This is a genomic window from Nocardia colli (genome assembly GCF_008704205.1).
In the GTDB taxonomy this organism is placed as follows: Bacteria; Actinomycetota; Actinomycetes; order Mycobacteriales; family Mycobacteriaceae; genus Nocardia; species Nocardia colli.
In genome coordinates this window covers 1-26,331 of record NZ_VXLC01000052.1, presented here as the reverse complement: position 1 = coordinate 26,331, position 26,331 = coordinate 1, and the positions used below count along the sequence as shown (strand labels likewise).

At 67.3% G+C, this 26,331-nt stretch carries 23 protein-coding genes; 14 read left to right on the top strand and 9 right to left on the bottom strand.

Translation table 11 applies throughout. The features are described 5' to 3' along the window. Window positions 1-172: 172 nt before the first annotated feature. Entirely contained in the window at window positions 173-1,411 is a 1,239-nt protein-coding gene (locus F3087_RS45200) for an alpha/beta hydrolase fold domain-containing protein (RefSeq protein WP_150408384.1), read from the bottom strand. 134 nt (window positions 1,412-1,545) lie between these two features. Here F3087_RS45200 and F3087_RS45195 point away from each other — a divergent pair, with 134 nt between their 5' ends. Further along, window positions 1,546-2,088, top strand: coding sequence for a dihydrofolate reductase family protein (locus F3087_RS45195; RefSeq protein ID WP_191094475.1), 543 nt, complete (start codon window positions 1,546-1,548; stop codon window positions 2,086-2,088). A 162-nt stretch (window positions 2,089-2,250) separates the two neighbouring features. Here F3087_RS45195 and aat read toward each other — a convergent pair whose 3' ends face one another. The 3 genes from aat to F3087_RS45180 all read right to left on the bottom strand — a co-directional run bounded on the left by aat (window position 2,251) and on the right by F3087_RS45180 (window position 5,499). Further along, window positions 2,251-2,988: a leucyl/phenylalanyl-tRNA--protein transferase gene (aat, locus tag F3087_RS45190; RefSeq protein ID WP_223885834.1), complete on the bottom strand. Its 738-nt coding sequence runs from the start codon at window positions 2,986-2,988 to the stop codon at window positions 2,251-2,253. Window positions 2,989-3,266: 278 nt separating this feature from the next. After that, on the bottom strand, window positions 3,267-4,406 hold the full coding sequence (rffA, locus tag F3087_RS45185) for a dTDP-4-amino-4,6-dideoxygalactose transaminase (RefSeq protein WP_150408382.1): 1,140 nt from the start codon (window positions 4,404-4,406) through the stop codon (window positions 3,267-3,269). Next, the gene (locus F3087_RS45180; protein WP_150408381.1) at window positions 4,396-5,499 is read right to left on the bottom strand and encodes a glycosyltransferase; all 1,104 of its coding nucleotides are present in this window, start codon (window positions 5,497-5,499) and stop codon (window positions 4,396-4,398) included. Before F3087_RS45180 ends, rffA begins: the two co-directional genes overlap by 11 nt. 419 nt (window positions 5,500-5,918) lie before the next feature. Between F3087_RS45180 and F3087_RS45175 the strand changes: the two genes are divergently transcribed. The 5 genes from F3087_RS45175 to F3087_RS45155 all read left to right on the top strand — a co-directional run bounded on the left by F3087_RS45175 (window position 5,919) and on the right by F3087_RS45155 (window position 13,375). Further along, on the top strand, window positions 5,919-8,045 hold the full coding sequence (locus F3087_RS45175) for a hypothetical protein (protein ID WP_223885835.1): 2,127 nt from the start codon (window positions 5,919-5,921) through the stop codon (window positions 8,043-8,045). 15 nt (window positions 8,046-8,060) lie between these two features. Next, complete coding sequence (locus tag F3087_RS45170) at window positions 8,061-10,307, top strand: YfhO family protein (RefSeq protein WP_150408385.1); 2,247 nt, start codon at window positions 8,061-8,063, stop codon at window positions 10,305-10,307. A 733-nt stretch (window positions 10,308-11,040) separates the two neighbouring features. Continuing rightward, entirely contained in the window at window positions 11,041-12,030 is a 990-nt protein-coding gene (locus F3087_RS45165) for an IS481 family transposase (protein ID WP_150408380.1), read from the top strand. A 622-nt stretch (window positions 12,031-12,652) separates the two neighbouring features. After that, complete coding sequence (locus F3087_RS47055; RefSeq protein ID WP_223885833.1) at window positions 12,653-13,138, top strand: GtrA family protein; 486 nt, start codon at window positions 12,653-12,655, stop codon at window positions 13,136-13,138. Window positions 13,139-13,147: 9 nt separating this feature from the next. Beyond that, window positions 13,148-13,375: a Trm112 family protein gene (locus F3087_RS45155; RefSeq protein WP_150408378.1), complete on the top strand. Its 228-nt coding sequence runs from the start codon at window positions 13,148-13,150 to the stop codon at window positions 13,373-13,375. A 1,107-nt stretch (window positions 13,376-14,482) separates the two neighbouring features. Here the strand turns inward: F3087_RS45155 and F3087_RS45150 are convergent. From F3087_RS45150 to F3087_RS45135, 4 genes are all read right to left on the bottom strand, one after another. Beyond that, window positions 14,483-15,124 carry a TetR/AcrR family transcriptional regulator gene (locus F3087_RS45150; RefSeq protein WP_150408377.1) on the bottom strand — a complete coding sequence of 214 codons (642 nt, stop codon included), beginning with the start codon at window positions 15,122-15,124 and terminating at the stop codon, window positions 14,483-14,485. Then, window positions 15,121-15,915, bottom strand: coding sequence for an ABC transporter permease (locus tag F3087_RS45145; RefSeq protein ID WP_150408376.1), 795 nt, complete (start codon window positions 15,913-15,915; stop codon window positions 15,121-15,123). The genes F3087_RS45150 and F3087_RS45145 overlap by 4 nt, the downstream gene beginning before the upstream one ends. A 53-nt stretch (window positions 15,916-15,968) precedes the next feature. Then, window positions 15,969-16,700: an ABC transporter ATP-binding protein gene (locus F3087_RS45140; protein WP_150408375.1), complete on the bottom strand. Its 732-nt coding sequence runs from the start codon at window positions 16,698-16,700 to the stop codon at window positions 15,969-15,971. A gap of 369 nt (window positions 16,701-17,069) precedes the next feature. Next, the gene (locus F3087_RS45135) at window positions 17,070-18,593 is read right to left on the bottom strand and encodes a multicopper oxidase family protein (RefSeq protein WP_150408374.1); all 1,524 of its coding nucleotides are present in this window, start codon (window positions 18,591-18,593) and stop codon (window positions 17,070-17,072) included. A gap of 235 nt (window positions 18,594-18,828) precedes the next feature. On the opposite strand from F3087_RS45135, the gene F3087_RS45130 reads away from it, so the two are divergent. From F3087_RS45130 to F3087_RS45105, 6 genes are all read left to right on the top strand, one after another. Then, window positions 18,829-20,028 (top strand): NAD(P)/FAD-dependent oxidoreductase, encoded by a 1,200-nt coding sequence (locus F3087_RS45130; RefSeq protein ID WP_150408373.1) that lies wholly within the window; start codon window positions 18,829-18,831, stop codon window positions 20,026-20,028. 4 nt (window positions 20,029-20,032) lie between these two features. Next, complete coding sequence (locus tag F3087_RS45125; RefSeq protein WP_150408372.1) at window positions 20,033-20,917, top strand: RNA polymerase sigma-70 factor; 885 nt, start codon at window positions 20,033-20,035, stop codon at window positions 20,915-20,917. Between the two features lie 57 nt (window positions 20,918-20,974). Continuing rightward, on the top strand, window positions 20,975-22,123 hold the full coding sequence (locus tag F3087_RS45120) for a low temperature requirement protein A (RefSeq protein WP_150408371.1): 1,149 nt from the start codon (window positions 20,975-20,977) through the stop codon (window positions 22,121-22,123). A 77-nt stretch (window positions 22,124-22,200) separates the two neighbouring features. Then, on the top strand, window positions 22,201-22,482 hold the full coding sequence (locus F3087_RS45115) for a DUF3761 domain-containing protein (RefSeq protein ID WP_150408370.1): 282 nt from the start codon (window positions 22,201-22,203) through the stop codon (window positions 22,480-22,482). A 15-nt stretch (window positions 22,483-22,497) separates the two neighbouring features. Beyond that, entirely contained in the window at window positions 22,498-23,124 is a 627-nt protein-coding gene (locus F3087_RS45110; RefSeq protein ID WP_150408369.1) for a DNA-3-methyladenine glycosylase, read from the top strand. A gap of 97 nt (window positions 23,125-23,221) precedes the next feature. Then, window positions 23,222-23,635, top strand: coding sequence for a DoxX family protein (locus F3087_RS45105; RefSeq protein WP_150408368.1), 414 nt, complete (start codon window positions 23,222-23,224; stop codon window positions 23,633-23,635). A 58-nt stretch (window positions 23,636-23,693) separates the two neighbouring features. Here the strand turns inward: F3087_RS45105 and F3087_RS45100 are convergent, their stop codons facing one another. Continuing rightward, entirely contained in the window at window positions 23,694-24,020 is a 327-nt protein-coding gene (locus tag F3087_RS45100; protein WP_150408367.1) for a hypothetical protein, read from the bottom strand. A 90-nt stretch (window positions 24,021-24,110) separates the two neighbouring features. Between F3087_RS45100 and F3087_RS45095 the strand changes: the two genes are divergently transcribed. Next, a complete protein-coding gene (locus tag F3087_RS45095) occupies window positions 24,111-24,752 on the top strand; it encodes a TetR/AcrR family transcriptional regulator C-terminal domain-containing protein (RefSeq protein WP_150408366.1) in 642 nt (213 codons plus the stop codon). Window positions 24,753-24,834: 82 nt separating this feature from the next. Beyond that, complete coding sequence (gene tyrS, locus F3087_RS45090; RefSeq protein ID WP_150408365.1) at window positions 24,835-26,112, top strand: tyrosine--tRNA ligase; 1,278 nt, start codon at window positions 24,835-24,837, stop codon at window positions 26,110-26,112. Window positions 26,113-26,331 lie beyond the last annotated feature (219 nt).

Here is a 26,331-nt window from a genome sequence, read left to right as displayed (position 1 = left end):
TGACCTCTCGCACACCGCCTTGCCGCCCTGACGCGCGTGCGTTTGTCAGAAGGTGTGCGGCTGTGGTCTCGGCCCTTCGGGCTGTGGACGATCAAGCAGTGATCGCCGTTCGCGGTGGTCCACCGGTTCGGCGGATCCCTTTGCCGGCCGATTGCCGTGTTTCCCCGAACGGTCACGCCGAGGGGGCCGCGGCTTTCGCTTCCGGAGCGGCCGCGAGGAACCGGCCGCCGCGTTCGAGGGCTTCGGCGGCTTCGGGGAGGAAGCTCCAGAAGAGGTGGAAGGTGTGCGTCGGGGATCGGTAGAGGTCGAGGTTCGCGGTGACACCGGCGGCGCGGGCGTGGTCGACCAGGAGCCGGGCCTCGGGGAGGACGCTGTCGCCGGTGGCGGCCTGGACGAGGATCGGGGGTAGGCCGGACAGGTCGGTCCGCAGGGGCGTGAGCAGCGGGTCGTCGGCGGGGTGTCCGGCCAGATAGAGGTCGGCGAATCGAGCGGCGTCATGGGGCGTGAAGACCAGGGGAGCGTCCTCGGCCCGGGTCTGGGCCGCGCCGGTGAGGTCGATCCATGGGCACATCAACAACATTCGGCCCGGCATCGGCAGCCGGCGTTCGCGCAGGGCGAGTGTCATCGACAACGCCAGGCCCGCACCGGACGAATCGCCGGCGACGCTGACCGTTTCCGGCGCGGCTCCGGCGTCCAGGACGGACAGATAGGCGCGCAACGCATCTTCCAGCGCCGCGGGAAACGGGTGCTCGGGCGCGAGACGGTATTCGGGGACGAGGACGCGACGTCGAGCCACGGCCGCCAGCGCGCCGGCGAGATGCCGATACCCGAACGAGGATCCGGCGACGTGACCGCCGCCGTGCAGGAACAGCACGGGTGCGCTCGCCGGATCCGCTCCGGCGGGCACGGACAGCAACGACGGGACGCCGCCGGCATTGACCGCCCGTAGTTGTACGTCGGTCGGCGGCGCGAACTGCGCGTGCAGCTGCTCGACGGCGGCGCGGATCTCGGCCAGGTCGGCGCCGGTTCGATTGAGATCGACGAACAGTTCCCACAGCCGAGTCAGCCGCTCGGCGTGCTCGCCGCCGACCGAGCGGGTCATGGCGACCGCGTCGTCGAGTTCGCCGAGCACCCGCCGTGCGCGCGCGAGGAAGGCGCTGCCCGCGACGGTGAGCTCGACGCGATGGGTCGAGCGCCGCAGCAGATCACAGCCGATCAGGCGTTCCAGGCTGCGGATCTGCCGGCTCAATGCCGGCTGGGTGATGTAGAGCCGGTCCGCTGCGCGACTGAAGTTCAGCTCGTCGGCCACCGCGACGAACGCCCGCAGGTGACGCAATTCGATCGCGTCGGGCGCCGCCGTCATCTTCAATACCGCCGCATCGGTCCGGTTGCCGGGCCGCGCGCTGTCCATACCGAACAGTCTTGCGCATCGATAGCGCGCGGGTTATGCCATTGCGGGTAGTCGCTTATGCCGATCCGGCCATTCCCTCTGCCGTTCCCGCTCAGCACGATCGGAGGGACAGAACCGAACCGAAAGGCACTGCGATGCGCAAAGTCGTTCTCTACGAGCTGATGTCCCTCGACGGGTTCGCCGATGACCCCGGGCGAAGTGACTGGATGGGCGGCGCCGACGAACGGCTCATCGACAACCTCGGCCGCATCATCGCCGGCCAGGACACTGTCCTGCTCGGCCGGCGCACCTTCGACGCATGGTCGGTCCACTGGCCGGAGTCGACGATGCAACCGTTCGCCGACTTCATCAACCACACGCCGAAACTCGTCTTCGCCGGCGAACCACTCGCCCGGGAATGGACGGCGACCACCCGCGTCACCGAACCCGCCGAATCCGTTGTGGCCGAACTGAAACGAGAAAACGGCGGCGATATCGGCGTACACGGCAGTCTGGATCTCGCCCGATCCCTGCTCGCCGCTCATCTCGTCGACGAGCTGCGCCTGGTCGTAGCGCCCAATCTTGCCGGTCGGGGGCGGCGATTGTTCGCCGACAACGGCACGCTCCAGCAATTCGAGCTGCGCGGGAACGATCTATCCGGGCAGTGCCTCCTGCTCCACTACAGCAAACGGGACTGACGGATTCCCGGCTGTCGTTCGACCGCACCACGTTCGGGCCGACACGGGTGGCTGGTCCGGCACTCTGATCTCGCGGATATGGCTCAAGTCGTTCGTAGTCGCAGGCGATATCCGATCAAACCCATACGCGCCGCCCGAACCGATCACCCTTCCGTGGATCGTTCACGCCGGTAAGTGTTTGGGGGAGTTGGGGACTGGGATTTCGAAGTGCCATGGGGCGGAGCGGCCGGGGCGGGCGGCGGCCTGGGTGTGCAGGTGCAGGTAGTCCGCTCGGGAGAGGTCGATGGCACCGAGGGAGGTGAGGTGGGTGGAGCTGACCTGGCAGTCGATGAGGGCGAAATCCCAGGCGGTCAGTTGGGCGCAGAGCCAATACAGCGCGATTTTGGAGGTGTCGCGGGCGCGGGAGAACATGGACTCGCCGGCGAAGGAGCGGCCGCGGGCGACGCCGTAGAGGCCGCCGACCAGGTCGCCGGCGCGCCATATCTCGACCGAGTGCGCATGTCCGAGGTGATGCAGTCGGAGGTAGGCCGCCTGCATGTCGGAGCCGATCCAGGTTCCGGTCTCTTCGGCCCGCGGTTCGGCACAATTCGACATCACGTCGGCGAAGGCACGATCCATGGTCACCGCGTAGTCGGCACTGGTGACAGATCGACGATAGGACTTGCTCACCCGCAGATCGGTCGGCACCAGAATGCTGCGCGGGTCCGGGCAATACCAGTGGATTATCTCGCCGGGGTTGTACCAGGGAAAGATGCCCGCGGAATAGGCGTCCAACAGCCGTTTCGGCGACAGATCCCCGCCGAAAGCGACCAGTCCGGACGGATCCGCGAGCTCGACAGAGGGGAAAGGCTGGCCTGGATCGGCCAGATACATCCGCATCAGGTCGTCAGCGTCGGTCACCGGACTGACATTACCGACCTGAACGAACCGTCTCGATTGAGATTCGCCGCAGTTCAGCGCCTCCGTGAAACCGACAGCCGACGGCCGCGAAACCTGCAACCGGCGGCCGCGAAAGCTCGACGCGCGAGAGGCTAACTCCCACCGTCGCACGGTTTCTGATCTGCCGCACGCCGACTTGCCGCGCTGACACGCGTGCGTTTGTCATAGGGCGTGCGGCTACGCGGTGAGTCGTAGATCGTCACCGATCGGCGGCGGTGCGGGTGTACGAGGCCGAACCGTCAGACGATGAAGTCGGTGACTGCCTCGATGACGCGACCGACCTGCTCGTCGGTCAGATCCGGCCAGAGGGGCAGGCGGACAACGGTTCCCGAGAACTTCGCGCTGCGCACGCAGGGGCGAGGGGTGCGGCCGAGTTTGAGGCCGGCGGGGCTGGAATCCAAGGGGACGTAGTGGAACGGGGCGACGATGCCGCGGGCGCGCAGGTGCGCGATCAGGTCGTCGCGGCGCTCCTCGGTGGGAGTGCGCAGGTAGTAGAGGTGGGCGGTGTGTTCGCGGTCGGCGGGCACCGTCATCAGCTGAACGTCGTTGCGGGCGGCCCATTCCGGGAGCGCGGCGGCGTAGGCGTCCCACACGCGGTGCCGGCCGGCCTGGATGGTGTCGAACTCGTCGAGCTGCGCGTCGAGCACCGCCGCGTTCAACTCGCTGGGCAGATAGCTGGAGCCGATGTCCTGCCAGGAGTACTTGTCCACCGCGCCGCGCAGGAAACGGGCCCGGTCGGTCCCCTTCTCCCGGATGATCTCCGCGCGCGCCATCAGGATCTCGTCGGTGAGCAGCAGCGCGCCGCCCTCGCCGCAGTGCACGTTCTTGGTGTCGTGGAAGCTGAGCGTCCCCAGGCTGCCGAGGGTGCCCAGCGGGCGGCCCTGCCAGCGGCCGCCGAGGCCGTGCGCGTTGTCCTCGACGATGGCGAAGCCGTGCGTATTGGCCAGGGCGAGCAGCTGATCCATCTCCGCCGCGACGCCGCCGTAGTGGATGACCACCACGGCCTTGGTCCGCTCGGTGATCGCGGCCGCGACCGACTCCGGGTCCAGGTTGCCGGTGGCCAGGTCGATATCGGCGAACACACAGGTGGCCCCGCGCAACGCCATGGCGGTCGCGGTGGAGGTGAACGCGAAGCTCGGCACGATCACTTCGTCGTCGTGACCCAGTTCCAGCAGCAGGCCGGCCATCTCCAGCGCGGAGGTGCACGAGGTGGTCAGCAGCGCGTGCGGCGCCCCGGTGATGACCTTCAGCTTCTCGGTCGCCGTCGCGGTGAACGGCCCGTCGCCGTGGCTCTGGTCGGAGCCGAGCACCGTCTCGAGGTTGGCCAGTTCGCGGCGAGCCCGGAACGGGCGGCTGAAGATGATGCGGTCAGTGCTCAACCCGGTCGTTCCCCTTGTTCGCGGTGGTCGTGGTCAGTTCCCGGGCATCGTCCGGGTAGTCGGCCGCGGCTACCGGGCGCGGCGTCGGTGAATCGACGGTCAGATAGAGCGGTTTACCGACCAGGATATGCAACGCCACCCCGAGGTATTCGGCGATGAGGCCGAGCGAGAACAGGATCGCCCCGGAGACCAGCAGCAGCACCACGATCATCGAGGCCCAGCCCTCGGGCGCCCAGTTGTCGGTGGTGAGCGCCTCGTAGACGATGATGCCCGCCATCACGCCGCCGCCGAGGCCGAGCGTCACGCCGAGCAGACTGACCAGGCGCAGGCCGCGAGTTCCGCTGCACAGCACCATCTTCCAGAACAGCGAGAACAGCCGGCGGTAGTTGTAGCCGGATTCCTCGCGGCCCTCGGCGCGCAGCACCACCGGCGCCTGCGCGACCGTGCCGACCACCCAGGTCAGCGCGACATCGAGATACACGCCGTTCGACGCGACCTCGGCCAGCTGCCGTCCGATCGCGCCGCGGATCAGCCGGTAGCTTTCGAACCGGGTGGAGTCCGGGAACGCGAACAGCGTCGCGAGCACCAGCTTCGCGCCGCGCGAGGTGATGTTGCGCAGGAACCCGTGCGGGCGGGTGTTGCTCGGCTTCGAATAGACCAGCTCGGCGCGCTCGGTGAGCGCCGCATCGAGGAAGGTGCCGATGAAGCGGGGATCGTGCTGCCCGTCCTCGTCCATGGTGACGATCCAGTCGCCGCCGGCCGCGGACATGCCCGCGATCGTCGCGGCGTCCTGGCCGAAGTTGCGGCTCAACCAGATGGTGCGCACCTCGGGATAGGCCTGCTCGAGTTCTTGCAGCACCACGTCGGAGCGGTCCGGGCCGCGGTCGTGCACCAGGATGATCTCGTCGACCTGGAAGGTGGTGCCGCCGGGCGTCTGGGTGGGCCGGGTCAGCTCGTGGAGTTCGGCGACCAGACCGCCGATGGTGTCCTCGCCACGATAGATCGGCACCACCACGGAAATGGCATGTGACCGAGACGGCCTGCCGTTCGAGGTGACCGGGGCGGGGCGGGGCGTGCGGGAGGGAATCGGCATCAGCTGGATCGACTTTCGATGACGGTGCGTGCCGGTGTCCCCCGCAGGACAGCAGGGCCCGAGCCGCCCAGAACTCTAGCATGGTGCGGGTTTCGGAATCGGGGGCTGGATCTCATGCGGCGTCCGCGGGTCCCTCCGTGGTTACGCGAGCTGCCGCCTCCGGGCCTTCCGCTACCGCCGTGTGCATCCCACCATCATCATCGCGTCGGCAGCCGGATGCCAAGCGCCACACTGCTGTGTAGGGTTTGGAACTCGTGACGGATAGTGCAGTGTCGAGGGTGACGCGCCCAGGGTCCGCCGAGGTCAACGGGGGTGACCCGGTCGAAGCAGAAGTTCCGGCCGGGGCCGACGCCGCCGGCCCGGTCGATCCCGCATCGCGCCGCAACGTCTACCTCTGGGGTCTGATCACCGCCGTCGGCGTGGTCCTCGGCTACGCCGCGGTGCTGCTCGCCAACGCCAGGCACTTCTACACCGACGACACCGAATCCCAGTACACCGGATTGTGGGTCGGCCTCGGCCACGCGCTGCGCGAGGGCACCTTCCCGGTGCTGGTGCCCGAGCGCTGGATGTCGGGCAACAACACGATGGACGACGCGGGCCTGTTCAACCCGCCGCAGCTGCTGATCGATCTGATCGCGCCGTCGGTGGACAACATGGCGCTCTACGCCACCGTGGTCAAACTGATCTTCGCGATCATCGCCGCGCTCGGCGTCTACCGGATCTGCCTGGTCTATGGCGGTAAGCCCGCCTGGTCCGCGGTGGCGGGCGTCGCGTTCCCGCTGTCCGGCTTCTTCCTGTTCTTCGACGAGGCCAGCTGGATGACCGCGCTGACCGGCACCGCGTGGCTGGTGCACGCGTGGGCGTCGTCGGTGCGCTACACCCGCGGGCAGGGCGGGCCGATCCCGGTCTTCGTCTACCTCTATCTGACCATCTCGACGCAGTACATCTTCCCGGCCGTCGCGGCGGCGCTGATGCTGCTCGCGGTCGCGGTGGGGGAGGTCATCTATCGACGCCGGTGGTGGCCGGTGCTGCGGCTGGCCATCGTCGGCGGGTGTGCCGGGCTGGCGGGTTTGCTGACGTTCCTGCCGAGCATGCTGTCGGCGAAGGTGACCTGGCGCGGCACCATGGAGATCATCAACGATCAGTTCCTGACCGTGCCGTGGTCGGAGTCGTTGAATGCCAGCCTGCCGAGCACGCGTCCCGCATTCACCTCCTGGTGGGGGTACGTGCAGCCGATGCCGGTGGTCTACATCGCCTGGTTCCTGATTCCGGCGCTCGCGTTCATCGATTGGCGCCGGGCCAAGGAGAGCTGGCGGGAACTGTCCGGGGTCGCGTTCTTCGCGGTCGTGATGCTGATGTGGGCGGCCGGGCCGGGGTCGATCGGTCCGCTGCGCTGGCCGGTCCGGGTGCTGCCGATGCTGGCCATCGGGCTGCTGGTGCTGGTGTGTGTGCTGCTCGCGCGCTACGGCACGACCAAGGATCTGAAGAATCGCGGGATCGCCGCGGGCGTGCTGATCCTGCTGCTGTGGGTGCGGACGTTCTCCGCCGATCCGCACGACGTGATCTGGCATGTGCTCGCCGCCCTCGCGGTCGCCGCGCTGGGCGCCGCGGTGCTGTGGCTGGATCGGGTCAAGGGGATCGCCGCGGCGTGCGTGCTGGTGATCGTGGCGATGTTCCCGATCGCGTTCTTCCAGGTGCAGGCCGCGCAGCCGACGCCGATGACGTGGAACCTGCCGACCAATCGTTCCGACGCGAAGGCGGCGTTCCCGGATTTCCCGGGCACCACACTGCAACTCGCCGAGCGCGGACTGGTCCAACCGGGGGACAAGAGCCTCGACGGTGCCTACGGCTCCCTGGTTTTCGGCAACTACGCCAAGTCGCTGGAGCTCACCTACGTCAACGGTTACACCCCGACCGGGCACTTCTACTTCGGTGAACTGCTCTGCATGCGCTGGGACAGCAGCGTCTGCCCGGACGCGTTCCGGCGGATGTTCACCCCGGAGCCGACCACGGGACGCAACCTGGCCGACCTGATGCTGCTGGATCGGATCGTGTTGCAGCGGGCGCTGTTCCCGGACGCGCGCAACCAGCCCGCGCCCGACGGCTGGAAGTGGGTCGACTACCCCGGGCACGAGCAGTTCATCTCGGTGCTGGAACGAGTCGACGGGCCGATCTCGACGGCGAACGGGAGGGTCGCCGCGGCCAAGAACGTGACGGCGAAGTCGATCTCGGAGACCGACACCACCAGCCGGGTGCGGGTCAGCTCGCCGAACGGCGGGCGGGTGGTGTTCGCCCGGCTCGGCTGGCCCGGCTATCGGGTGACTATCGACGGCAAGCAGATTCCGATCACCACCGTGGCCAAATCGTTTGTCGCCGTGGATATCCCCGCCGGCACGCAGGACGCCGAACTGGTGCTGACCTGGCGTCCGCCGGGCTGGAAGATCGGCATCGGAGCGCTGGCCGCGGGCGTGGTCGGCACAGGCGTGCTGCAATGGCTGTACGTGCGGTCCCGGCGGCGTGCGCAGGTACCGCCCGCCGCCAGGTAGGGTCTGGAACTCGTGGTGGAAAGCAGCGCCCTCGCCCGGCGGGACGTGTACAAGTGGGGCCTCATAACCGCGCTCGGTGTGGTGGCCGGATACGGTGCCGTTCTGCTGGCCAACGTCCGGCATTTCTACACCGACGACACCGAGTCGCAGTACGCCCCGCTGTGGGTGATGCTCGGGAATCGCCTGCGGGACGGGCAGTTCCCGGCGATGATCCCCGAACACTGGATGGCCGGTAACTACGCCATCGAGGAGGCGGGGCTGCTCAATCCGCCGCAGCTGCTGATCGATCTGATCGCGCCGTCGGTGGACAACGTCGCGCTCTACGCGACCATCGTCAAGTTGATCTTCGCGATCGTGCTCGGGCTCGGGGTGTATCGGGTCTGCCTGGAATACGGGGCCAGTGCGCCGTGGTCCGCGGTGGCGGGTGTGGCGATTCCGTTCACCGGGTGGTTGCTGTTCTTCGACGAGGCGAGTTGGTATACCGCGTTTGTCGGCACGGCGTGGTTGGTGCAGGCGTGGGCGTCGGGTGTTCGTTATGCGCGGGGGCGCAGCGGACCGATTCCGACGTTCGTGTTTCTTTATCTGGCGATCTCGGTGCAGTACATCTTTCCGGCGGTCGAGGCCGGTCTGATGATCGGTGCGGTGGCCGTCGGTGAGGTTGTCTACCAACGTAAATGGGTGCCGTCGTTGCGGTTGCTCGCGGCTTCGGCGTGTGCGGCGCTGGCCGGCCTGGCGACCTATCTGCCGAGCGCGCTGTCCGCGAAGGTGACCTGGCGCGGGACCGCGCAGATCAACAACGATCAGTTCCTGACCGTGCCGTGGTCGGAGTCGCTGAATGCGAGCCTGCCGAGCACGTTGCCCGCGTACAGCTCCTGGTGGGGTTATGTGCAGCCGATGCCGGTGGTTTATATCGCCTGGTTCCTGATTCCGGCGCTGGCGTTCATCGACTGGCGTAAGGCGCGGGAGAACTGGCGGGAGTTCACCGCGATCGCGCTCGTCGCGATCATGGGGTTGATGTGGACCGCCGGGCCGGGGACCATCGGGCCGCTGCGCTGGCCGGCGCGGGTGCTGCCGATGGTGGCGCTCGGGCTGCTGGTGCTGGTGTGTGTGCTGCTCGGGCGGTACGCGACCTTCGACGGCTGGCGGCGGCGTGGTGTCGCGGCGGGTGTGCTGATCGGGTTGCTGTTCGTGCGGTCGTTCTCGGCGGCGCCGCGGGAGCTGGGTTGGCATGTACTGGCGGCGGTTTCGGTGGCCGCGCTCGGAGCCGCGGTGGTGTGGCTCGCGCGGACCAAGGGGATGGCGGCGGCGTGTGCGCTGACGCTGGTCGCGGTGTTCCCGATCGCCTACGTGCAGGTGTGGGCCGCGCAGCCGACGCCGATGAGCTGGAATCTGCCGGAGAACCGGTCGGAGATGAAGGCGGCGTTCCCCGACTTCCACGGCACCACACTGCAACTCGCCGATCGCGGGCCGATCCCGCCGGCGGAGAAGAACCTGAAGGGCGCCTACGGGTCGCTCGTGTTCGGCAACTACGCCAAGGATCTGGAGCTGACCTACGTCAGCGGGTACACGCCGAACGGGCACTTCTGGTTCGGCGAGATGCTCTGCATGCGATGGGATACCAGCGTGTGTCCGGATGCGTTCCGGCGGGCGTTCGAGGTCGAGCCGACCACCGGGCGGACGATCGTCGATCTGATGAAGGTCGACCGGGTGGTGTTGCAGCGATCGATGTATCCCGACGCGCGCAACCAGCCCGCCCCGGACGGGTGGAAATGGGTCGATTACCCCGGGCACGAGCAGCAGATCTCGGTGCTGGAACGGGTCAACGGGCTGATCTCGACCCGCAACGGACGGGTCGCGGCCACGTCGGGTGTCGTCGCGACATCGGTTTCGGAATCGGATATGGACAGCCGGGTCCGGGTGAACTCGGACAACGGCGGACAGGTCGTATTCGCCCGCCTCGGCTGGCCGGGATACCGGGCGACGCTCAACGGGCGGGATATTCCGATCAGGGTCGTTGCGAAAACCTTTGTCGCGCTGGATATTCCGGCCGGGACGAAGAACGGCGACCTGGAACTGAGCTGGCGCCCGCCCGGCTGGAAGATCGGCGCAGCATCGATCCTGCTCGGCCTCCTCGGCATCGGCGTCCTGCAATGGGCGTTCCTGCGGACCCGGCGCCGAGACGACGAACCGAACTCGCCGACCCCCGCCGACACCGACAAACCCACCACCCCATCCCCGGACCTGGTCGACGCAAAGAGCTGAGTAACGTCAGCCCGCGGCTGGCCGTGCGATGCGCTGAGGTTGCGCGAACCGCCGCACACGTCCCCGACCGCAGGCAGCCGCACCACTTCTGATTTCCCGCACCGAGATTTGCATGCAATTCCCGGTGCGGGAAATCAAGAGCCGTGCGGCTGTAGGGGTAGCGGTGGGCCCGGACGGGGCGGGCCGCCGCTGGCACCTGCACCGAGGATGTGAACCACTAAGGGTGGGCGATCCGTCCTGATAGCTGCGCAGAGCTGACCCCCACTGCCGCACAACTCCTGATTTCTCGCACACGGAATTGCATGCGAAACCCTGTGCGGAGAATCAGGAGCCGTGCGGGAAGTCCGGCCGGACGGGGCGGACTGCCGCGCCGGTACTTGCGTCGAGGGTGCGAACCGTCGAGGGCGGACCATCCCGGTGGATGCGCAGAGCTGACTCGTGCAGCCGCACGACTTCTGATTTCTCGCACCGGTTTCTGCATGCGATTCCGTATGCGGGAAATCAAGAGCTGTCCGGCTGCGGTGCGGGCGGGCGGGCGGTGCGACGCTGCTGCGCTGGAGTTCGCCTCGAGAGTGTGTCCGCTGGTGGCGGGCGATCCATCCTGGTGGGTGCGCAGAGCTTGCCTAGCTGTACTGACCATGGACGTTGGTGACGGCGTGGCGAGCTGACATGGCGAAGACCTCCGAGTGAAGTGAGAGCTGTCTAGGAACTCATTCACCTGCCGGAGGTCTTCGTGTCTCACCGTAATGCCCCGCTCTCGGAGTTGGGCCGGTTGCGTCTTGCTCGTTGTGTCGTCGATGACGGCTGGCCGTTGCGGCGGGCAGCGGAACGGTTCCAGGTCTCGCCCACCACCGCAGCACGCTGGGCAAAGCGCTATCGCCTGCAGGGGCCGGCCGGCATGACCGATCGGTCCTCACGCCCGCACCACAGTCCGGCGCGGACGCCGACACGTACCGAACGTCGCGTCATCAAGGTTCGGGTCCTGCGCCGGTGGGGGCCGGCGCGCATCGCCTACCTGCTCGGATTGCATCCTTCTACCGTGCATCGGGCCCTGGCCCGGTATCGGCTGGCGCGGCTGCGCTGGCTCGACCGGGCCACCGCTGAGCCGATACGCCGCTACGAACACCAGGCACCCGGGGATCTGATCCATATCGATGTCAAAAAGCTCGGCAAGATCCCCGACGGCGGGGGCTGGCGCAAACTAGGACGCACCGCCGGCAACCGAAACTCCCAGGCGCACAAGCCAACCGGGCAAACCAACACCTACGGCAATCCGCGTCACGGCTACCACTACCTGCACACCGCCCTCGACGATCATTCCCGCCTGGCCTACACCGAACTCCTCGGCGACGAGCGCAAAGACACCGCCGCCGCGTTCTGGGCCCGCGCCAACGCCTGGTTCACCAACCACGGCATCACCATCCGAAAAGTATTGACCGACAACGGTTCCTGCTACCGATCCCGCACCTTCGCCGACGCGCTCGGACCGGTCATTCACCAACGCACCCGCCCCTACCGGCCACAAACCAACGGCAAAGTCGAAAGATTCCACCGCACACTCGCCGACGAATGGGCCTACGCACAGCTCTACCGCAGCGACCTCGAACGATGCGCAGCCTTCACCACCTGGCTCCACACCTACAATCACCACCGCGGCCACACCGCACTCGCAGGCCACCCACCAGCCAGCCGCGTCACCAACCTCTCAGGTCAGTACACCTAGCTCAGCCGCACTATTTCTGATTTCCCGCACCGGGTTTTGCATGCGAATCCTGGTGCGGGAAATCAGAAGTAGTGCGGCTGGGGGGCGGTGTGGTGGGTGTGGGCGCTGGGGTTCTTGCGTGTGTTGGGGTGCGCCCGCCGATCGGCTGGGTGGGCGGGGCGATAGAGTGCCTGGCGCGACTGGAGGTGGGCGTCTGATGGGTTTCAACGGTGAGCGAAGTGCGGCGTCTGCGGGTGGCGACGGGGTTGCGCCGACGGTTACGCGGGACGTGCGGTCGTTGGCTGATGCCGATGGGCCGGGGGTGCGTAGCGCGAGGGTTGATGCTTCGATCCCGGTGACGGAGTCGGTCGAATCAGCGCACGACCTCGATGTTCCAGGTTCGGTGGCGGAACCGGGTGTTGGCGAGCGTGGTCTCGATGCTTCGGGTCCGGTGGCGGCCGCGGTTCGTTCAGCGCGTGATCTCGATGGTTCCCGTTCGGTGGCGGAACCGGGTGTTGGCGAGCGTGGTCTCGATGCTTCGCGTTCGGTGGCGGACGCGGTTGGTTCAGCTCGTGGTCTCGATGCTTCGCGTTCGGTCGCGGAGGCGGTTGGTTCAGCTCGTGGTCTTGATGGCTCGCGGCCAGTGGCGGGATCGGTTGATCTGGCGCATGAACTCGATGCGACCGAGCCGGCGAAACCTGGACCACTGTTGCGGCTCGTGCAGCGGCAGGAGGTTGCGTTCGCCGCGGTCGGCGGGTTCAATACCGCGCTCGGGATCGGGTTGACGATTGTCTGGCTGGCGGTGCTCGGCGACAACGTGCCGCCGTCGGTCGCGGTGGCTGCTGCCTATGCGGTCAGCATTGTCATCGCGTTCGTGTTGCATCGCACGCTGGTGTTCCGGGTGCGCGGGCATCTGTTGCGCGACTTCCTGCGGTTCGTCGCGGTCAATTCCGGTGGGCTGCTGCTGAATATGGCGTTGCTCGAGCTGGCCGTCTCGGTCTGGCACTTCCCGGACAAGCCTGCCGCGGTCGTGGTCATGGCCTTGGTCGCCGTCGCCAGCTACTTCGGCCACCGGCACATCTCCTTCCGGCGCCGACCACCGGTCGAGCCGGACCACGCCGTCGGGTAGGTTTTGCTCATGCCGGAGCACACCTTGGACGCCACGCTGTTGAGCCTGCTGGCCTGCCCTCAGGACAAGGGCCCGCTACTGCTGGTCCGCGCGACCGAGGGCACCGTCCTCTACAACCCCCGCCTGCGCCGCGCCTACCCCATCGACAACGGCATCCCCGTGCTGCTCATCGACGAGGCCCGCGACGCCTCCGACGACGAACACAACGACTTCATCGAGCAGCCGGTAGAAGCCTGACCCACCCGGCCACGCGATAGCCGCACTTCCGCCACGGCCGGGCCCGCCTGCGGCTTTGCCCAAGCCGGCCTTTGACACCTGCCCACATGTTATTCGGCGAGTTGGTATCTGGGCGATCGGAAGGCATGCGGCCATCGAGCCGCGGGACACCACTGGCGAGGCTGAGCGCAACGCTTCGACCGAGCAGCCAGCAGAGCCCTGAGCCACCCGGCCGCACGGCACTTTCCCGTCAACCGCGCCCGTGTCCCGCACGACCGGCCGAATAGCTCCTACCGCTGTCGAACGGGACATGCCCGCAGCATTACTCGACATTCGCCGCACCCATGTCCCGCTCGGCGCGCCGGACCGGCCTCGGTGTTGTCGAACGGGGCGTGACGGTGCATCGATGCGGCGTTACGGCCGACATGTCCTGTTCGTTGTGGTTTCGCGGTATCGAACGGGATGTGAGAGTGGCTACTCGATCGTCGCCGCCACCAAGTTGCTGCCGGGGCGAACGGAACGTGGCTGACGCGCTCAGCCGATGTTGTTGCGGCCATTGACTCTCGTCCAGCCACACGTCGCCCCAAATGGGATGCAGCGGTAAGTCCGCTCGTCTATCGCTGCGGCCACGCCTAGATTGGCGCGGCTGCCTGGGAAGGGTGTTCATGAAAGCACATGGCGCCGAGTTCATTCGGCGTTTGCCGCTGTAGCGTCCCACTAGGCACCACGGACCGCCCATGGTGTTGTCCAGCGGGACATGGCCGCGCGTCTACTCGACCTTTGCCGCCACCTTGTCCCGCTCGAGTGCGCGGGGCGCTTATACCGCTGTCGAACGGGACGTGACGACGACCAGCGTGCTCAGTTGATTTGCCGCGACCATTGCCTCTCGCCCAGCCACGCTTCGCCCGGACGAATGTGACGTCGAGACCGGGTCGACCTTCGCGGCCATGTCCCGCTCGGCGTACTGGACCGGCCGGGGTGGTGTCGAGTGGGATGTGATTGCGGCATCACTCGACATTCGCCACAGTCATGTCTCGTTCGCTGCGCGGGATCGGGCTGTGGTGGTGGACGGGACATGGCGGGGAGTTCGCTTGAGTTTCGCTGCGGCCCTGTCCCGCTCGGCGCGGGTCAGCTGGGATTCGATGGGGGAGTGTCTATTTCGCCGGTCAGGTAGCGCTGGAGGGTAGGGGCTATGGCGGTGATGAGGGTTTCGGATTCGGTTGAGGCCATGGGTTCTATGCCGATTACTTTGCGGGCCATCAGTAGGCCGATCATTTGGGAGCCTAGGAGGGAGACGCGTAGGCGGCCGTCGTCTTCGGGGGTGGCTATGCGTTGGCGGACTCGTTCCATGACGACTTCCAGGATGAAGGCGCGGGCGAGGGTGTTGTCGCCGCCGCCGATGATGCTGCGGACCATGGCGACTATGCCGGGGCCGGCGGGGGAGTCCCAGACGCCGAGGACTGCGCGCAGGATGGTTTCGCCGAGTTGGTCGAGGGGGGCGGCGTCGACGACCGAGAGGGTTAGTTCGGGGTTGACCGGGAGTTGCACGACTGCGCCGAACAGTTGCTGTTTGGTGCCGAAGTAGTGGTGGACCAGGGCGGGGTCGACGCCTGCGTCGGAGGCGACGGCGCGGATGGAGGTCTTGTCGAAACCCACCTCGGAGAACCGCGCTCGGGCCGCGGCCAGGATCGCCTCGCGTGCGCCGGACTGGCCGGGCCTGCGGCCGGAGCGGGCGGGGCGATCCCCGGTGTCGGATCCGTTCGCCGTCACGGAGTGCGCCGCCGTAGCGTCGCCGCGCCGAGGCACAGGGCGATCACCGCGAACCCGGCGACCACCGCGAGGTCGCGCCACATCGCGCCGGTGGCGTTCGAGTGCGTCGAAACCTGTTGCAGCGCATCGACGGCGTAGCTCAGCGGCAGCACATTGCTGATCGCCTCCAGCCAGCCGGGCAGCTCGCCGCGCGGAACCAGCAAGCCGCACAGGAAGATCTGCGGCGCGACAACGACCGGCATGAACTGCACGGCCTGAAACTCGGTGCGCGCGAACGCACTTGCCAGCAAGCCCAGCGCGACGCCGCAGACCGCGTCGACCACCGCGATAAGCACCACCCAGCCGGGACTACCCGCCGAGTCGAGACCGAGCAGACCGAACGACACGAGACAAGCCACCACCGCCTGCGCCGCCGCGGCCAGCGAGAACGCCGTGCCGTACCCGCCGAGCAGGTCGAGTTTCCCGAGCGGCGTGGTGAGCAGCCGCTCCAGCGTGCCGGAGGTGCGTTCGCGCTGCATGGCGATGGCGGTGATCAGGAACATCACAATGAACGGCAGGATACCGAGCATGCTGATGCCGACCCGGTCGAACAGCGACACCGGGTTGAACGGGTTGGTCGGGGTGTCCTTGTAGATGAAGTACAGCAACGTCATCAGCAGGGCGGGGACCACGACGATCATCGCGACGGTGCGGTGATCGTTGCGGAGTTGGCGCAGGATGCGGGTGGTCGTCGCGATGTAGGGGCGAAGGGTGGGAGTCCGCCGCGGTGCGGACTCGAGGGTAGTGGTCATGGTTCCTGCCTAGAGTTCGATGTCATTGCGGCGGTTGCGGTCTCGGCGGGTGATCATGCGGCGTGTGCCTTCGTGATCAGTGAGAGGAACGCGCGTTCGAGATTCTGCTCGCCGGTCTCGGCACGCAATTCGTCCGGGCTCAGCTGGGCGAGCAGGTGACCTTCGCGCATCAGCAGCAGCCGATCGCAGTGCTCGGCTTCGTCCATCACGTGGCTGGACACCAGCAAAGTGGTTCCATTGGAAGCCAATTCGCGGAACTGCTGCCAAAGATCCACGCGCAAAACCGGATCCAGCCCGACCGTCGGCTCGTCGAGAATCAACAGCTCGGGTTGAGCGACCAGCGCACATGCCAACGAGGCGCGGGTCTTCTGTCCGCCGGACAGTTGATCGCCGCGCTGGAAGGCGTGTTCGGTCAGGCCGACCGCGTTGATCGCGTCGTCGGTCGCGCCGCGCTCGCGACCGTAGAGCGCGGCGAAGTACGCGACGTTCTCGTGCACGCTGATATCGGAGTAGATGCTCGGCGCCTGCGTGACGTAACCGATCCGCCGCCGCAGCTCCGCCGACCCCGCGGGCCGGCCGAGCGCGGAGATCTCCCCGGACTCGACGATCTGGGTACCGACGATGCTGCGCATCAGCGTGGTCTTGCCGCAGCCCGACGGGCCGAGCAGGCCGGTGATCGAACCGCGCGGAATCGTCAGCGAAACGTCGTGCAGAACTTCCTGTCCGCCCCGCCGCACCGTCAGGTTCTGCACCTCGACAGCAGGTGATGAGGTGTTTTGCGACATGGTCGCCTCAATTCATCGAGTGTTGAATTCACTGTGCGATGAATTTAGCGCGGGTATGCCGCAACGGCAAGGGTCGAGTGCCGCGACCTCGGCGTGTCGGCCGGATCGGAGTCGCGCGCCGCGGCACGCGCCGACGTCAGACGCTGACGTGGCATCACGGGTCTGCTGGCCGTCCCGGATGGGGAAGCGTGGCCGCTGGCTATCCGGACCACGAGTGGCCGGGCACGCTGGACCTGAATTTCGTTCGTGAGTTGCGATCGCGTGGGTGGCATCGGGGTGCCGAAGCCTGCGGGACCCGGGTGACCGATGCCTACAGGCCGCTAGGGGTGCGACTCGGCGAGATCGGCCCACGTCGCGGCTTCCGCTAGGTCAATGCCCGTGGTGCTGGGGCACTGTGCCGGCCGATCCACCCGGCTCGACGACCACGAACTGGCCCATCATCCCTTGGTCCTCATGCCACAGCAGATGGCAGTGATACATGTAAGGCGTGTTCGGGTCGGCGGGCCCGTCGAAGCGCATGGCCAGTTTCACCGTGGCATTCGGTGGGAGGAAGACGGTGTCCTTCGGTCCGGCGAGTTCGGCCGGGGGCGGGCCGTCGTTGCGCGCGAGTACGCGGAACTGCACGTCATGGATGTGGAAGTTGTGTGGCATGCCGTCGTTGTTGTGCACGGTCCAGGTCTCGGTGGTGCCGCGGGTGACGGTGAGGTCGATCCGGTCCATCGCCATCGGCTTGCCGTTGATGCCGGCGAGGTTGAGGTCGAAGCGGCGTTCCTGTACCGCGTCCGAGCCGTCGGGAGTCGATGGATGGGCAAGTGCCGCAGGCAATTCCGGTGACGGGCGCAGGGTTTCGGCGGCGCGGAGTTCGAGGATGTCGAAGGTGTCGTCGCCGCCGGCGAAGCGCTGCCCCCAGAAATCGAGTCCGGCGTCGAGTTTGTTGCCGCGCAACACCGTTCGCTCGCCGGGGCGCACCCGGACCACGATCTCGGCGCGCTCCCCGGGCGACAGCCGCACTCGATCCAGTGCGACCGGACGTTCCATCAGTCCGCCGTCGGTCGCGATGAGCGAGAACTGGCGCTCGTCGGCGAAGCCGAAGGTGTAGATCCGTGCCGTCGACGCATTGAGCAGGCGCAGCCGGACCAGCTCGTCGCCGACGGTGCGGTACGGCGTCAGGGTGCCGTTGACCATGGTCTGATCGCCGAGAAAGCCTACATCGCGGAAGATCGCCCGCGCCGAATCAAGCTTGGCGCCTTTGAATTTCACGTCCTGGACGATGACGGGCAGATCGTCGACGCCGTAGTTCTTCGGCAGCGGCAGCGCGTCGGACACCTCATCGTCGAGCAGGAACATCCCGGCGAGCCCCCGCCGCACGTGCTGCTCGGTCGCGCCGTGCGGATGCGGGTGGTACCAGAGCGTCGCGGCCGGTTGATCCACGGTCCATTGCGGATTCCAGGTCCCGCCCGCCGGAACCATCTGGTGCGGACCACCATCCATCGCCGCGGGCACATGCATGCCGTGCCAATGCACCGTCGACGCCTCGGGCAGTTGATTACGGACGGTGACCGCGACCTTCTCGCCGCGCCTGGCTCGCAAGGTCGGGCCGAGGTAGCTGCCGTTGAACCCCCAGGTCTCCGTCGCCTGCCCGGCCCTGAATTCCGTTCGCCCCGAACGCATATCGAGCTGGAACTCACGCGTCCCATCCGAACGCAGCTGTCCCTGCGCGAGTGGAGGAATGGCGAGCTCGTTGCTGAATTCCGCACTGCCGACCGTGGATACGGCCGCGTTCACATACACCAGGGTGACGCCACCACCGATCGTGAGCGCGAGCAGCACCACGAACGCGCCGAGACCGAGAAACAACCGCCGCCACCTGCGCGGCCGGGAAACCGAAACCATTCGCTGACGGTAGAAATCCCCACCCTCGCGGCACATCCGGGAGCGTCCCTATTTCACCCCTGGCCCAACCCTTGACTTTCACACCGCTGCACCAGGGTCGGCCGCCCGAATTCACTGGATAAGACCTGATCGGACTATGTGACTCAGGTCACTAAGCCGTACTGTCACGTCTGCCGGGGGTCGTTTGTCCCATGGTCGTCACCAACCTCGGTGACCGGACCATCGGAGCAACACCATGAACACCGAACAGCGAATCGTCATCCTCGGCGCCGGCTACACCGGCCTGCTGACCGCCGCGCGACTGGCTCGCCGCACCCGCAAGCTGAACGTCCGGATCACCCTGGTCAACCCGTCGCCGCGCTTCACCGAACGCCTGCGCATGCACCAGATCGCCGCCGGCCAGGAACTCGCCGACCACCGCATCGCCGACATCCTGACCGGCACCGGCGTCGAATTCGTCCAGGGCTCGGCAACTTCCATCGATCCGGAGGCCCAGCAGGTGGTCGTCGACGATGCGCTGACCCTGCCCTACGACGAACTGGTCTACGCCCTCGGCAGCAGCACCGACACCACCCTCGTCCCCGGCGTCGCCGACCACGCCTGGACCCTCAACGACCCGCGCACCGCGCACCTGTTCGCCGTGCAGCTGAATGCCATTGCCGCTCGAGGCGGTACGGTCGCGATCTGTGGCGGCGGCCTGACCGGCATCGAGGCCGCGGCCGAAATCGCCGACGCCCACCCGGGTTTGCGCGTCACCCTGATCAGCACCGGCGAACCCGGCGCGATGATGGGCGACAAGGCCCGCGCCTACCTGCACCGCACCCTGGACCGCCTCGGCGTCACCCGCGAAACCGGCCAGGCCGTCACCAAGGTCCTGCCCGACGCGGTCGAATTGGCCGACGGAACACTGGTTCCCGCGGATCTGACGCTCTGGACCGCCGGCGTCCGCGTCTCGCCACTGGCCGCCCAGTCGGGCATCGAAACCGACGTCCGCGGCCTGATCGTGGTCGACGAGACGCTGCGCTCGCTCTCGCACCCGAACATCCACGCGATCGGCGACGCGGCCGCGATCCGCATGCCCTGGGGCCGGATTCACGGCACCTGCCAGAGCGGCCTGCCGACCGCCGCGTACACCGCCGACACCATCGCCCGGCGGCTGCGCGGAAAGACGGTGCGGCCCTTCCGCTTCGGCTACTTCCATCAGCCGGTCAGCCTCGGCCGCCGCGACGGCGTCATCCAGTTCACCAAGTCGGACGACACCCCCGGCCGGTTCTACCTGACCGGTCGCCTGGCGGCTACCTACAAGGAATCGGTCAGCGCCAGCCCCGTCCCGGTGTTCCGGTTCAGCCGCCGGATGAACGTCCCGATCAAACTGAAGGCCGGCCGCCCGGCCCTGACCTGCGCGGTTCAGCCGGAGCCGGGTTTGGGAGCATGACCCGATGGTCGACGTAACTGCCCAGCAGGACCCTTTTCTCGAGCACCGGCGGCTGCTGTTCGCCACCGCGTACCGGATGCTGGGCACCGTCACCGACGCGGAGGACATCCTCCAGGACACCTGGCTGAAATGGCACGACACCGATCAGTCGACGGTGCGGCACCCGAAGTCCTACCTGGTCCGCACCGTCACCAATCTCTCCCTCAACCGCCTCACCTCCGCCCAGGCCACCCGCGAAAACTACGTCGGCCCTTGGCTTCCCGAACCACTGCTCACCACCCCGAACATCGCCGAGGAGACCGAATTGGCCGACACCGTCTCCACCGCGATGCTGGTCGTGCTGGAAACCCTGAGCCCCGTCGAGCGCGCCGTCTTCCTGCTGCGCGAGGTGTTCGGCTACACGCACGCCGAGATCGCCGACACCCTCGACCGCCCCGAACCGACCATCCGGCAGATCGCGCACCGCGCCCGCACCCACGTGCAGTCCCGCCGCCCACGCTTCGACACCGACCAAGCCGAACGCGACCACATCACCGCCCAGTTCATGGCCGCCTGCGCCGGCGGCGACCTCAACGCGCTGATGGATCTGCTCGCCCCCGACGTCACCCTGTGGAACGACGGCGGCGGCGTGGTCACGGCCGCGCGCCGTCCGCTGCACGGCCCGGATCATGTGGCCCGCTGGCTGCTCGGCGTGTTCGCAAAGCCGGTGTCCGCGGGCTTCGAACTCGAATCCGCCTACATCAACGGCGAACTCGGCACGCTGGCCTGCATGGGCGGGAATCCGGGTGGCGCGTTCACCTACGACATCGTCGACGGCCGCATCCAGAATCTGCGGTTCCAGGTGAACCCGGGCAAGCTCAAAGGGCTGTACATCGAACCGCTCGGCTGACGCGACGCGCCCACCCTCCGGCGGGCGTGGACGGCGTGTCCGATTTAGGCTCCTGCGGTGACCAACGAGAACGCGACCCCGTCCGCAGACGGGGGACAGCTGCGGGCTTCGACGCTGGAACTCTTTTTCGATCTAGTGTTCGTCTTCACCATCACCCAGCTCACCCATGTCTTCACCCATCATCCCGGCTGGCCGGCGCTGGGGCAGGTGGCACTGCTGTTCGGCGTGATCTGGTGGATGTACAGCGGATTCGTCTTCCTGACCAATGAGGTGGCGCCGAGCAGTTCGGCCCGGCGCACCTGGCTGCTGATCGGCATGTTCGGCTTCTTCGTGGTGTCACTGGCGATTCCGGACGCCTTCCACGGCACCGGCGTGGCCTTCGGCGTCGGCTACTTCGTGATCACCGCGGTGCACACGGCGCTGTTCTACAGCAACGGCGGCGAGTCCGCCGTCCTCGCGATCAAGCGGATCGCGCCGCTCAATACCCTCGCAGCCGGCTTGGTGCTGGCCGGCGGTTTCGTGCACGGCTGGCATCAGTACGCGTTCTGGGGTGCGGCGCTCGCGGTGCAGGTGCTGAGCCCGTATCTGGTCGATACCGGCGACTTCCGGATCCGGGCCAGTCATTTCTGCGAGCGGCACGGGCTGGTGATCATCGTCGCGATCGGCGAATCGATCGTCGCCATCGGCGTGGGGCTGGCGGGGGAGAAGATCACCGTGCCGCTCATCGCGACCGTGGCGCTGGGTTTGTGCCTCGCCTACGTGCTGTGGTGGGCGTACTTCGGCATCGATGACGAGCGCGGCGAACACGCGCTCGCGGCGGTGCCGGAACGGGAGCGTTCCCGGCCGGCCGTGCTCGCGTACGGATATTCGCTGTACGTCCTGCTCATCGGCATCATTGTGACCGCGGCGGGCATTCAGATGAGCATCGCGCACGGCAACGAACCCGCGTCCGTCGCGACCGCCGCCGCGTTGTCCGGTGGGGTCGCGCTGTATTTCCTCGGTCAGTTCTTCTTCCGCCGGGCGCTGCGGTTGCCGCGGGCGTGGAGCCGGTTGATCGCGGCCGCCGCGGTCGCCGCGACCACGCCGATCGGGGTGGTGTGGGTGTCGTGGGGGCAGCTGGCGGCGCTGGTCGCGGTGGGTTATGCCGCCGTCATCATCGATGACCTGATCACCTTGCGGAGTGGTCAGCACAGCTCCTACGTGTAGATCATCCGACCGATACCGGGCGCCTCGGGCACGCGATAGGTTGTTGCGAATATCTTTCTGTCGCAAGGAATTTCGCAATGAGAACGAAATCTCTGCTCGGGCTGTTCGCGGCCGTCGTCGGCCTCGGCGCGCTGGTGTCGGCGCCCGCGGCGGCGACGCCGGTGCTGCACGCGGCGTGCCCGGCGAGTCAATACGAGAACATCGACAAGAAGTGTGTGCCGCGCCCGCAGCAGGCTTTGACCCCGCCGGACGGGGCGACCGCGAAGTGCAAGGACGGCACCTACAGCTCCAGCCTGACCCGCAAAGGCACCTGCTCGGGACACAAGGGAGTCGAGCAGTGGCTGGTCGATCTGCCGTAGCCGCCGTCTTGGACAATGGCGGGTGTGTGTGCCGATGAGCTAGCCGTCGAACCGCCCGTCGCCGCCCGCCGACTGCTGGGGGCCACCCTCTGGTCCGGGGCGGTCGGCGTGCGGATCGTCGAGGTCGAGGCGTACGGGGGTGATCCGGCCGGGCCGTGGCCGGATCCCGCGTCGCACTCCGGGCGCGGGCGGACCAAACGGAACATGGTGATGTTCGGGCCGGCGGGGGTGCTGTACGTGTATCTCAGCTACGGGATGCATACCTGCATCAATGTGACGAGCGGGCCGGACGGGATCGCGAGTGCGGCGCTGATCCGGTCGGGTGAGGTGATCGCCGGGTTGGACGAGGTTCGCGCCCGGCGCCCCGCCGCCCGGTCCGACGCCGACTTGGCCAGGGGGCCGGGCAATCTCGGCAGTGCGCTGGGAATCACGTTGAGCGACTACGGAACTCCTTTGTTCGATGCGAACTCGGCGATCCGGCTGGAACTCGGTAAGGCCCTTCCCGCGAAGCAGATCGCCAGCGGCCCGCGGGTCGGCGTGAGCACCGCGGCGGATCTGGCCTGGCGGTTCTGGCTACCGTCCTCGCCGGCGGTGTCGACCTATCGGCGCAGTCCGCGGGCGCCGCGCGCCGAAGTGTCCTGAGCGTTCTTTCGCCGCGGCCGATGAGTTTTCCCGAGGGGGCACGTCCTATCAGGTGAACGCGCTATCGCCCAGCGCGACCGACCTGAAGGAAGACATCATGACCGCGATCCCCGCCCCCACCGCTCGCCCCGGCAAGACGCTGAACCGCGTGCTCTGGACCTTGCAGATCCTGCTCGGCCTGTTCTTCATCATCGCCTCCGCGCTGCCGAAGCTGTTCGGGCAGGAAGCCGCCGTGCAGTCGTTCGACGACATCGGCTGGGGTGACTGGTTCCGCTACCTCACCGGCGTCGTCGAGCTCTCCGGCGGCATCGGCCTGCTGGTGCCGCGGCTGAGCGGGCTGGCCGCGGCCGGACTGTCGATCACCATGGTGCTGGCCGCCGCGACCCAGGCATTCCTGCTGGACGCGCCCGCGCTGGCGCCCTTCCCGCTGGTGCTGGCCGTGGTGTTCGCCTGGATCGCCTACGAGCGGCGCGAGAGCATCATCGCGGTGCGGGACACGCTGTTCGGCTGAGCAAGTCGCGGGCGATCGGCGGACTTCGGTCCGCCGATCGTCGTGCTGCGTTGCGGGGTCAGTCCGTAATCGGTTGGGAGAGATCGTCTTCCGCGATGACCTGGTACACGGCGTTCAATGTCGGTTCGCCAACCAGGTCTTTGATGCGGGCGTAGCGGCGTTCCTCGATCGGTGCGATGCGCTCCATCCATACCGGGATGTCGGCGGGCTCGGCGTGCTCGATGAGGGCAAGGGTGAATAGTTCGCGGGGGTCGTCGATATTCAGCGCGCTGAGTACGCGGGTGCGTGGGTCGCCGGGGAGGGTCTCGTCGGGGATCCACGCCTTGCGGAAGGTGGCGTAGTCGACTCCGTCGTTGAGTCGGCGGGACATGGCTGCGATCAGCATCTTTGGGGGCCTTTCGGTTTATCTTGCAGTGCAAGATAAACCTAGCGACGGTTTTCTTGCAGTGCAAGAAAAATCTGGGAGGATGGTCGCGTGGTTGATCGAAGGTCCCGCCCGCGTGCCGGGCTCACCAGGGAGAAGATCCTGGACGCGGCGATCGCTTTCGTCGGCGAACACGGACTCACCGCTCTGTCTACCCGCAAGCTCGGCGCAGCGATGGGCGTCGACGGGATGAGTCTCTATCACTATGTGCCGAGTAAGGCCGCGTTGCTGGACGGGATGGTCGAGCGACTGCTCGAGCAATCGATGGCGGAGTTGCTGCCTGCGGGCGATCGGCCGTGGCCCGATGCCGTGACCGCGATGGCGCACGGGCTTCGGGCGACACTGCTCGCGCATCCCGCGACCTTGGGCATCCTCGCGACCAGGCCGGTCAACTCACCCGGCGCCTATCGGATTCTGGAATCCGGCCTGGCGGTGATGTGTGATCAGGGCGTGCCGCTGGGGCGAGCGATGGATGTCGTCAATGCGGTGATGACGTTCGTCATCGGGCACACCCTCGCCGAGGCCGGGACCACGCCCGGCCACGAACAGGCCGATGCCGCACCGGCCGAAGCGGACCCCGAGGCGTATCCGTTGCTGGCCGAATCCCTGGCCACGGGTGCGGGTCTCGACTTCGAATCCCGCTTCGCCCTGACCGTGCGGATCCTCGTTCGTGGCTTCGCCTCGAGCGGGTAATTCGCTCGACCTGGGGCGGCGGACCTCGACACACCGAGGTGGAGTCCAAGCACCTACTACCCGTGCGGAAAGATGGGACACCGTGAGCGGCGACATCATCGACGAATTGACCTGGCGCGGACTGATCGCGCAATCCACCGACCTGGACGCACTGCGTGCGGCCCTGGACGCGGGACGGTTGACCGTCTATGCCGGTTTCGATCCCACCGGGCCCAGCCTGCACGCCGGCCACCTGGTCCCGCTGCTCGCGCTGAAGCGGTTCCAGCGCGCGGGCAATCGCCCGATCGTGCTGGCCGGTGGCGCCACCGGACTCATCGGCGACCCGCGCGATGTCGGCGAGCGCACCATGAACTCGACCGACACCGTGCAGGAATGGGCCGGACGCATCCGTTCGCAGCTGCAACGGTTCGTCGACCTGGACGACCCGACGACCGGCGCGGTCATCGCGAACAACATGGACTGGACCGGGCAGCTGTCCACCGTCGACTTCCTGCGCGACATCGGCAAGCACTTCTCGGTGAACGTCATGCTGGCCCGCGACACGATCAAGCGGCGGCTCGACGGTGAGGGCATCTCCTACACCGAGTTCAGCTACATGCTGCTGCAGGCGAACGACTACTTGCAGTTGCGGCGTCAGTACGACTGCACGTTGCAGGTCGGCGGCTCCGATCAGTGGGGCAACATCATCGCCGGCGTCGAACTGAACCGGCGGGTCGACGGCGCGTCCGTGCACGCGCTCACCGTTCCGCTGGTCACCTCGGCCGACGGCAAGAAGTTCGGCAAGTCGACCGGTGGCGGCAGCCTGTGGCTCGATCCGGAGATGACCAGCCCGTACGCCTGGTACCAGTACTTCGTGAACACGGCAGATGCCGACGTCATGCGGTACCTGCGCTGGTTCACCTTCTTGTCGAAAGAAGAACTGGCCGAACTCGAGCAGGCCACGACCGAGCGGCCGCACGCGCGGGAAGCGCAGCGCAAGCTGGCGGCGGAGATGACCACGCTGGTGCACGGCGCGGCTAATACGAGCGCGGTGCAGTTGGCGAGTCAGGCGTTGTTCGGGCGCGGCGAGCTCCGTGACCTGGACGAGCCGACGCTGGGCGCCGCGCTGCGCGAAGCCGCGGTCGCCGAGCTGGGTGCGGGGGAGCCGAGCACGATCGTCGATCTGCTCGTCGCCACCGGGTTGAGCGAAAGTCGGGGCGCCGCCCGGCGTGCGGTGAACGAGGGCGGCGCTTCGGTGAACAACGAGCGGGTCTCGGATCTGGAATGGACGCCGGCCGACAGCGACTACCTGCACGGACGTTGGCTGGTGCTGCGGCGCGGAAAGAAGAACCTCGCGGGGGTACTGCGGGCAGGTGCATGAAGATCGCGGTGGCTTGAGTCACATGCGTGTGATTCAAGCCCCCGATCGGGTCCGGACCAGGGCTCTGACCTGGTGAAACACCGGAACGAACAGCGGATTTGACTCTGCGTTATCCGCCGCGTAACTTAGTTCGAGTCAGAGCGACACGGACACCAACCCGGAGCCGAGAAGCCCAGCGGAAACGCTGAGCGGATGGACCGGGAAACGAGGTAGTACGAG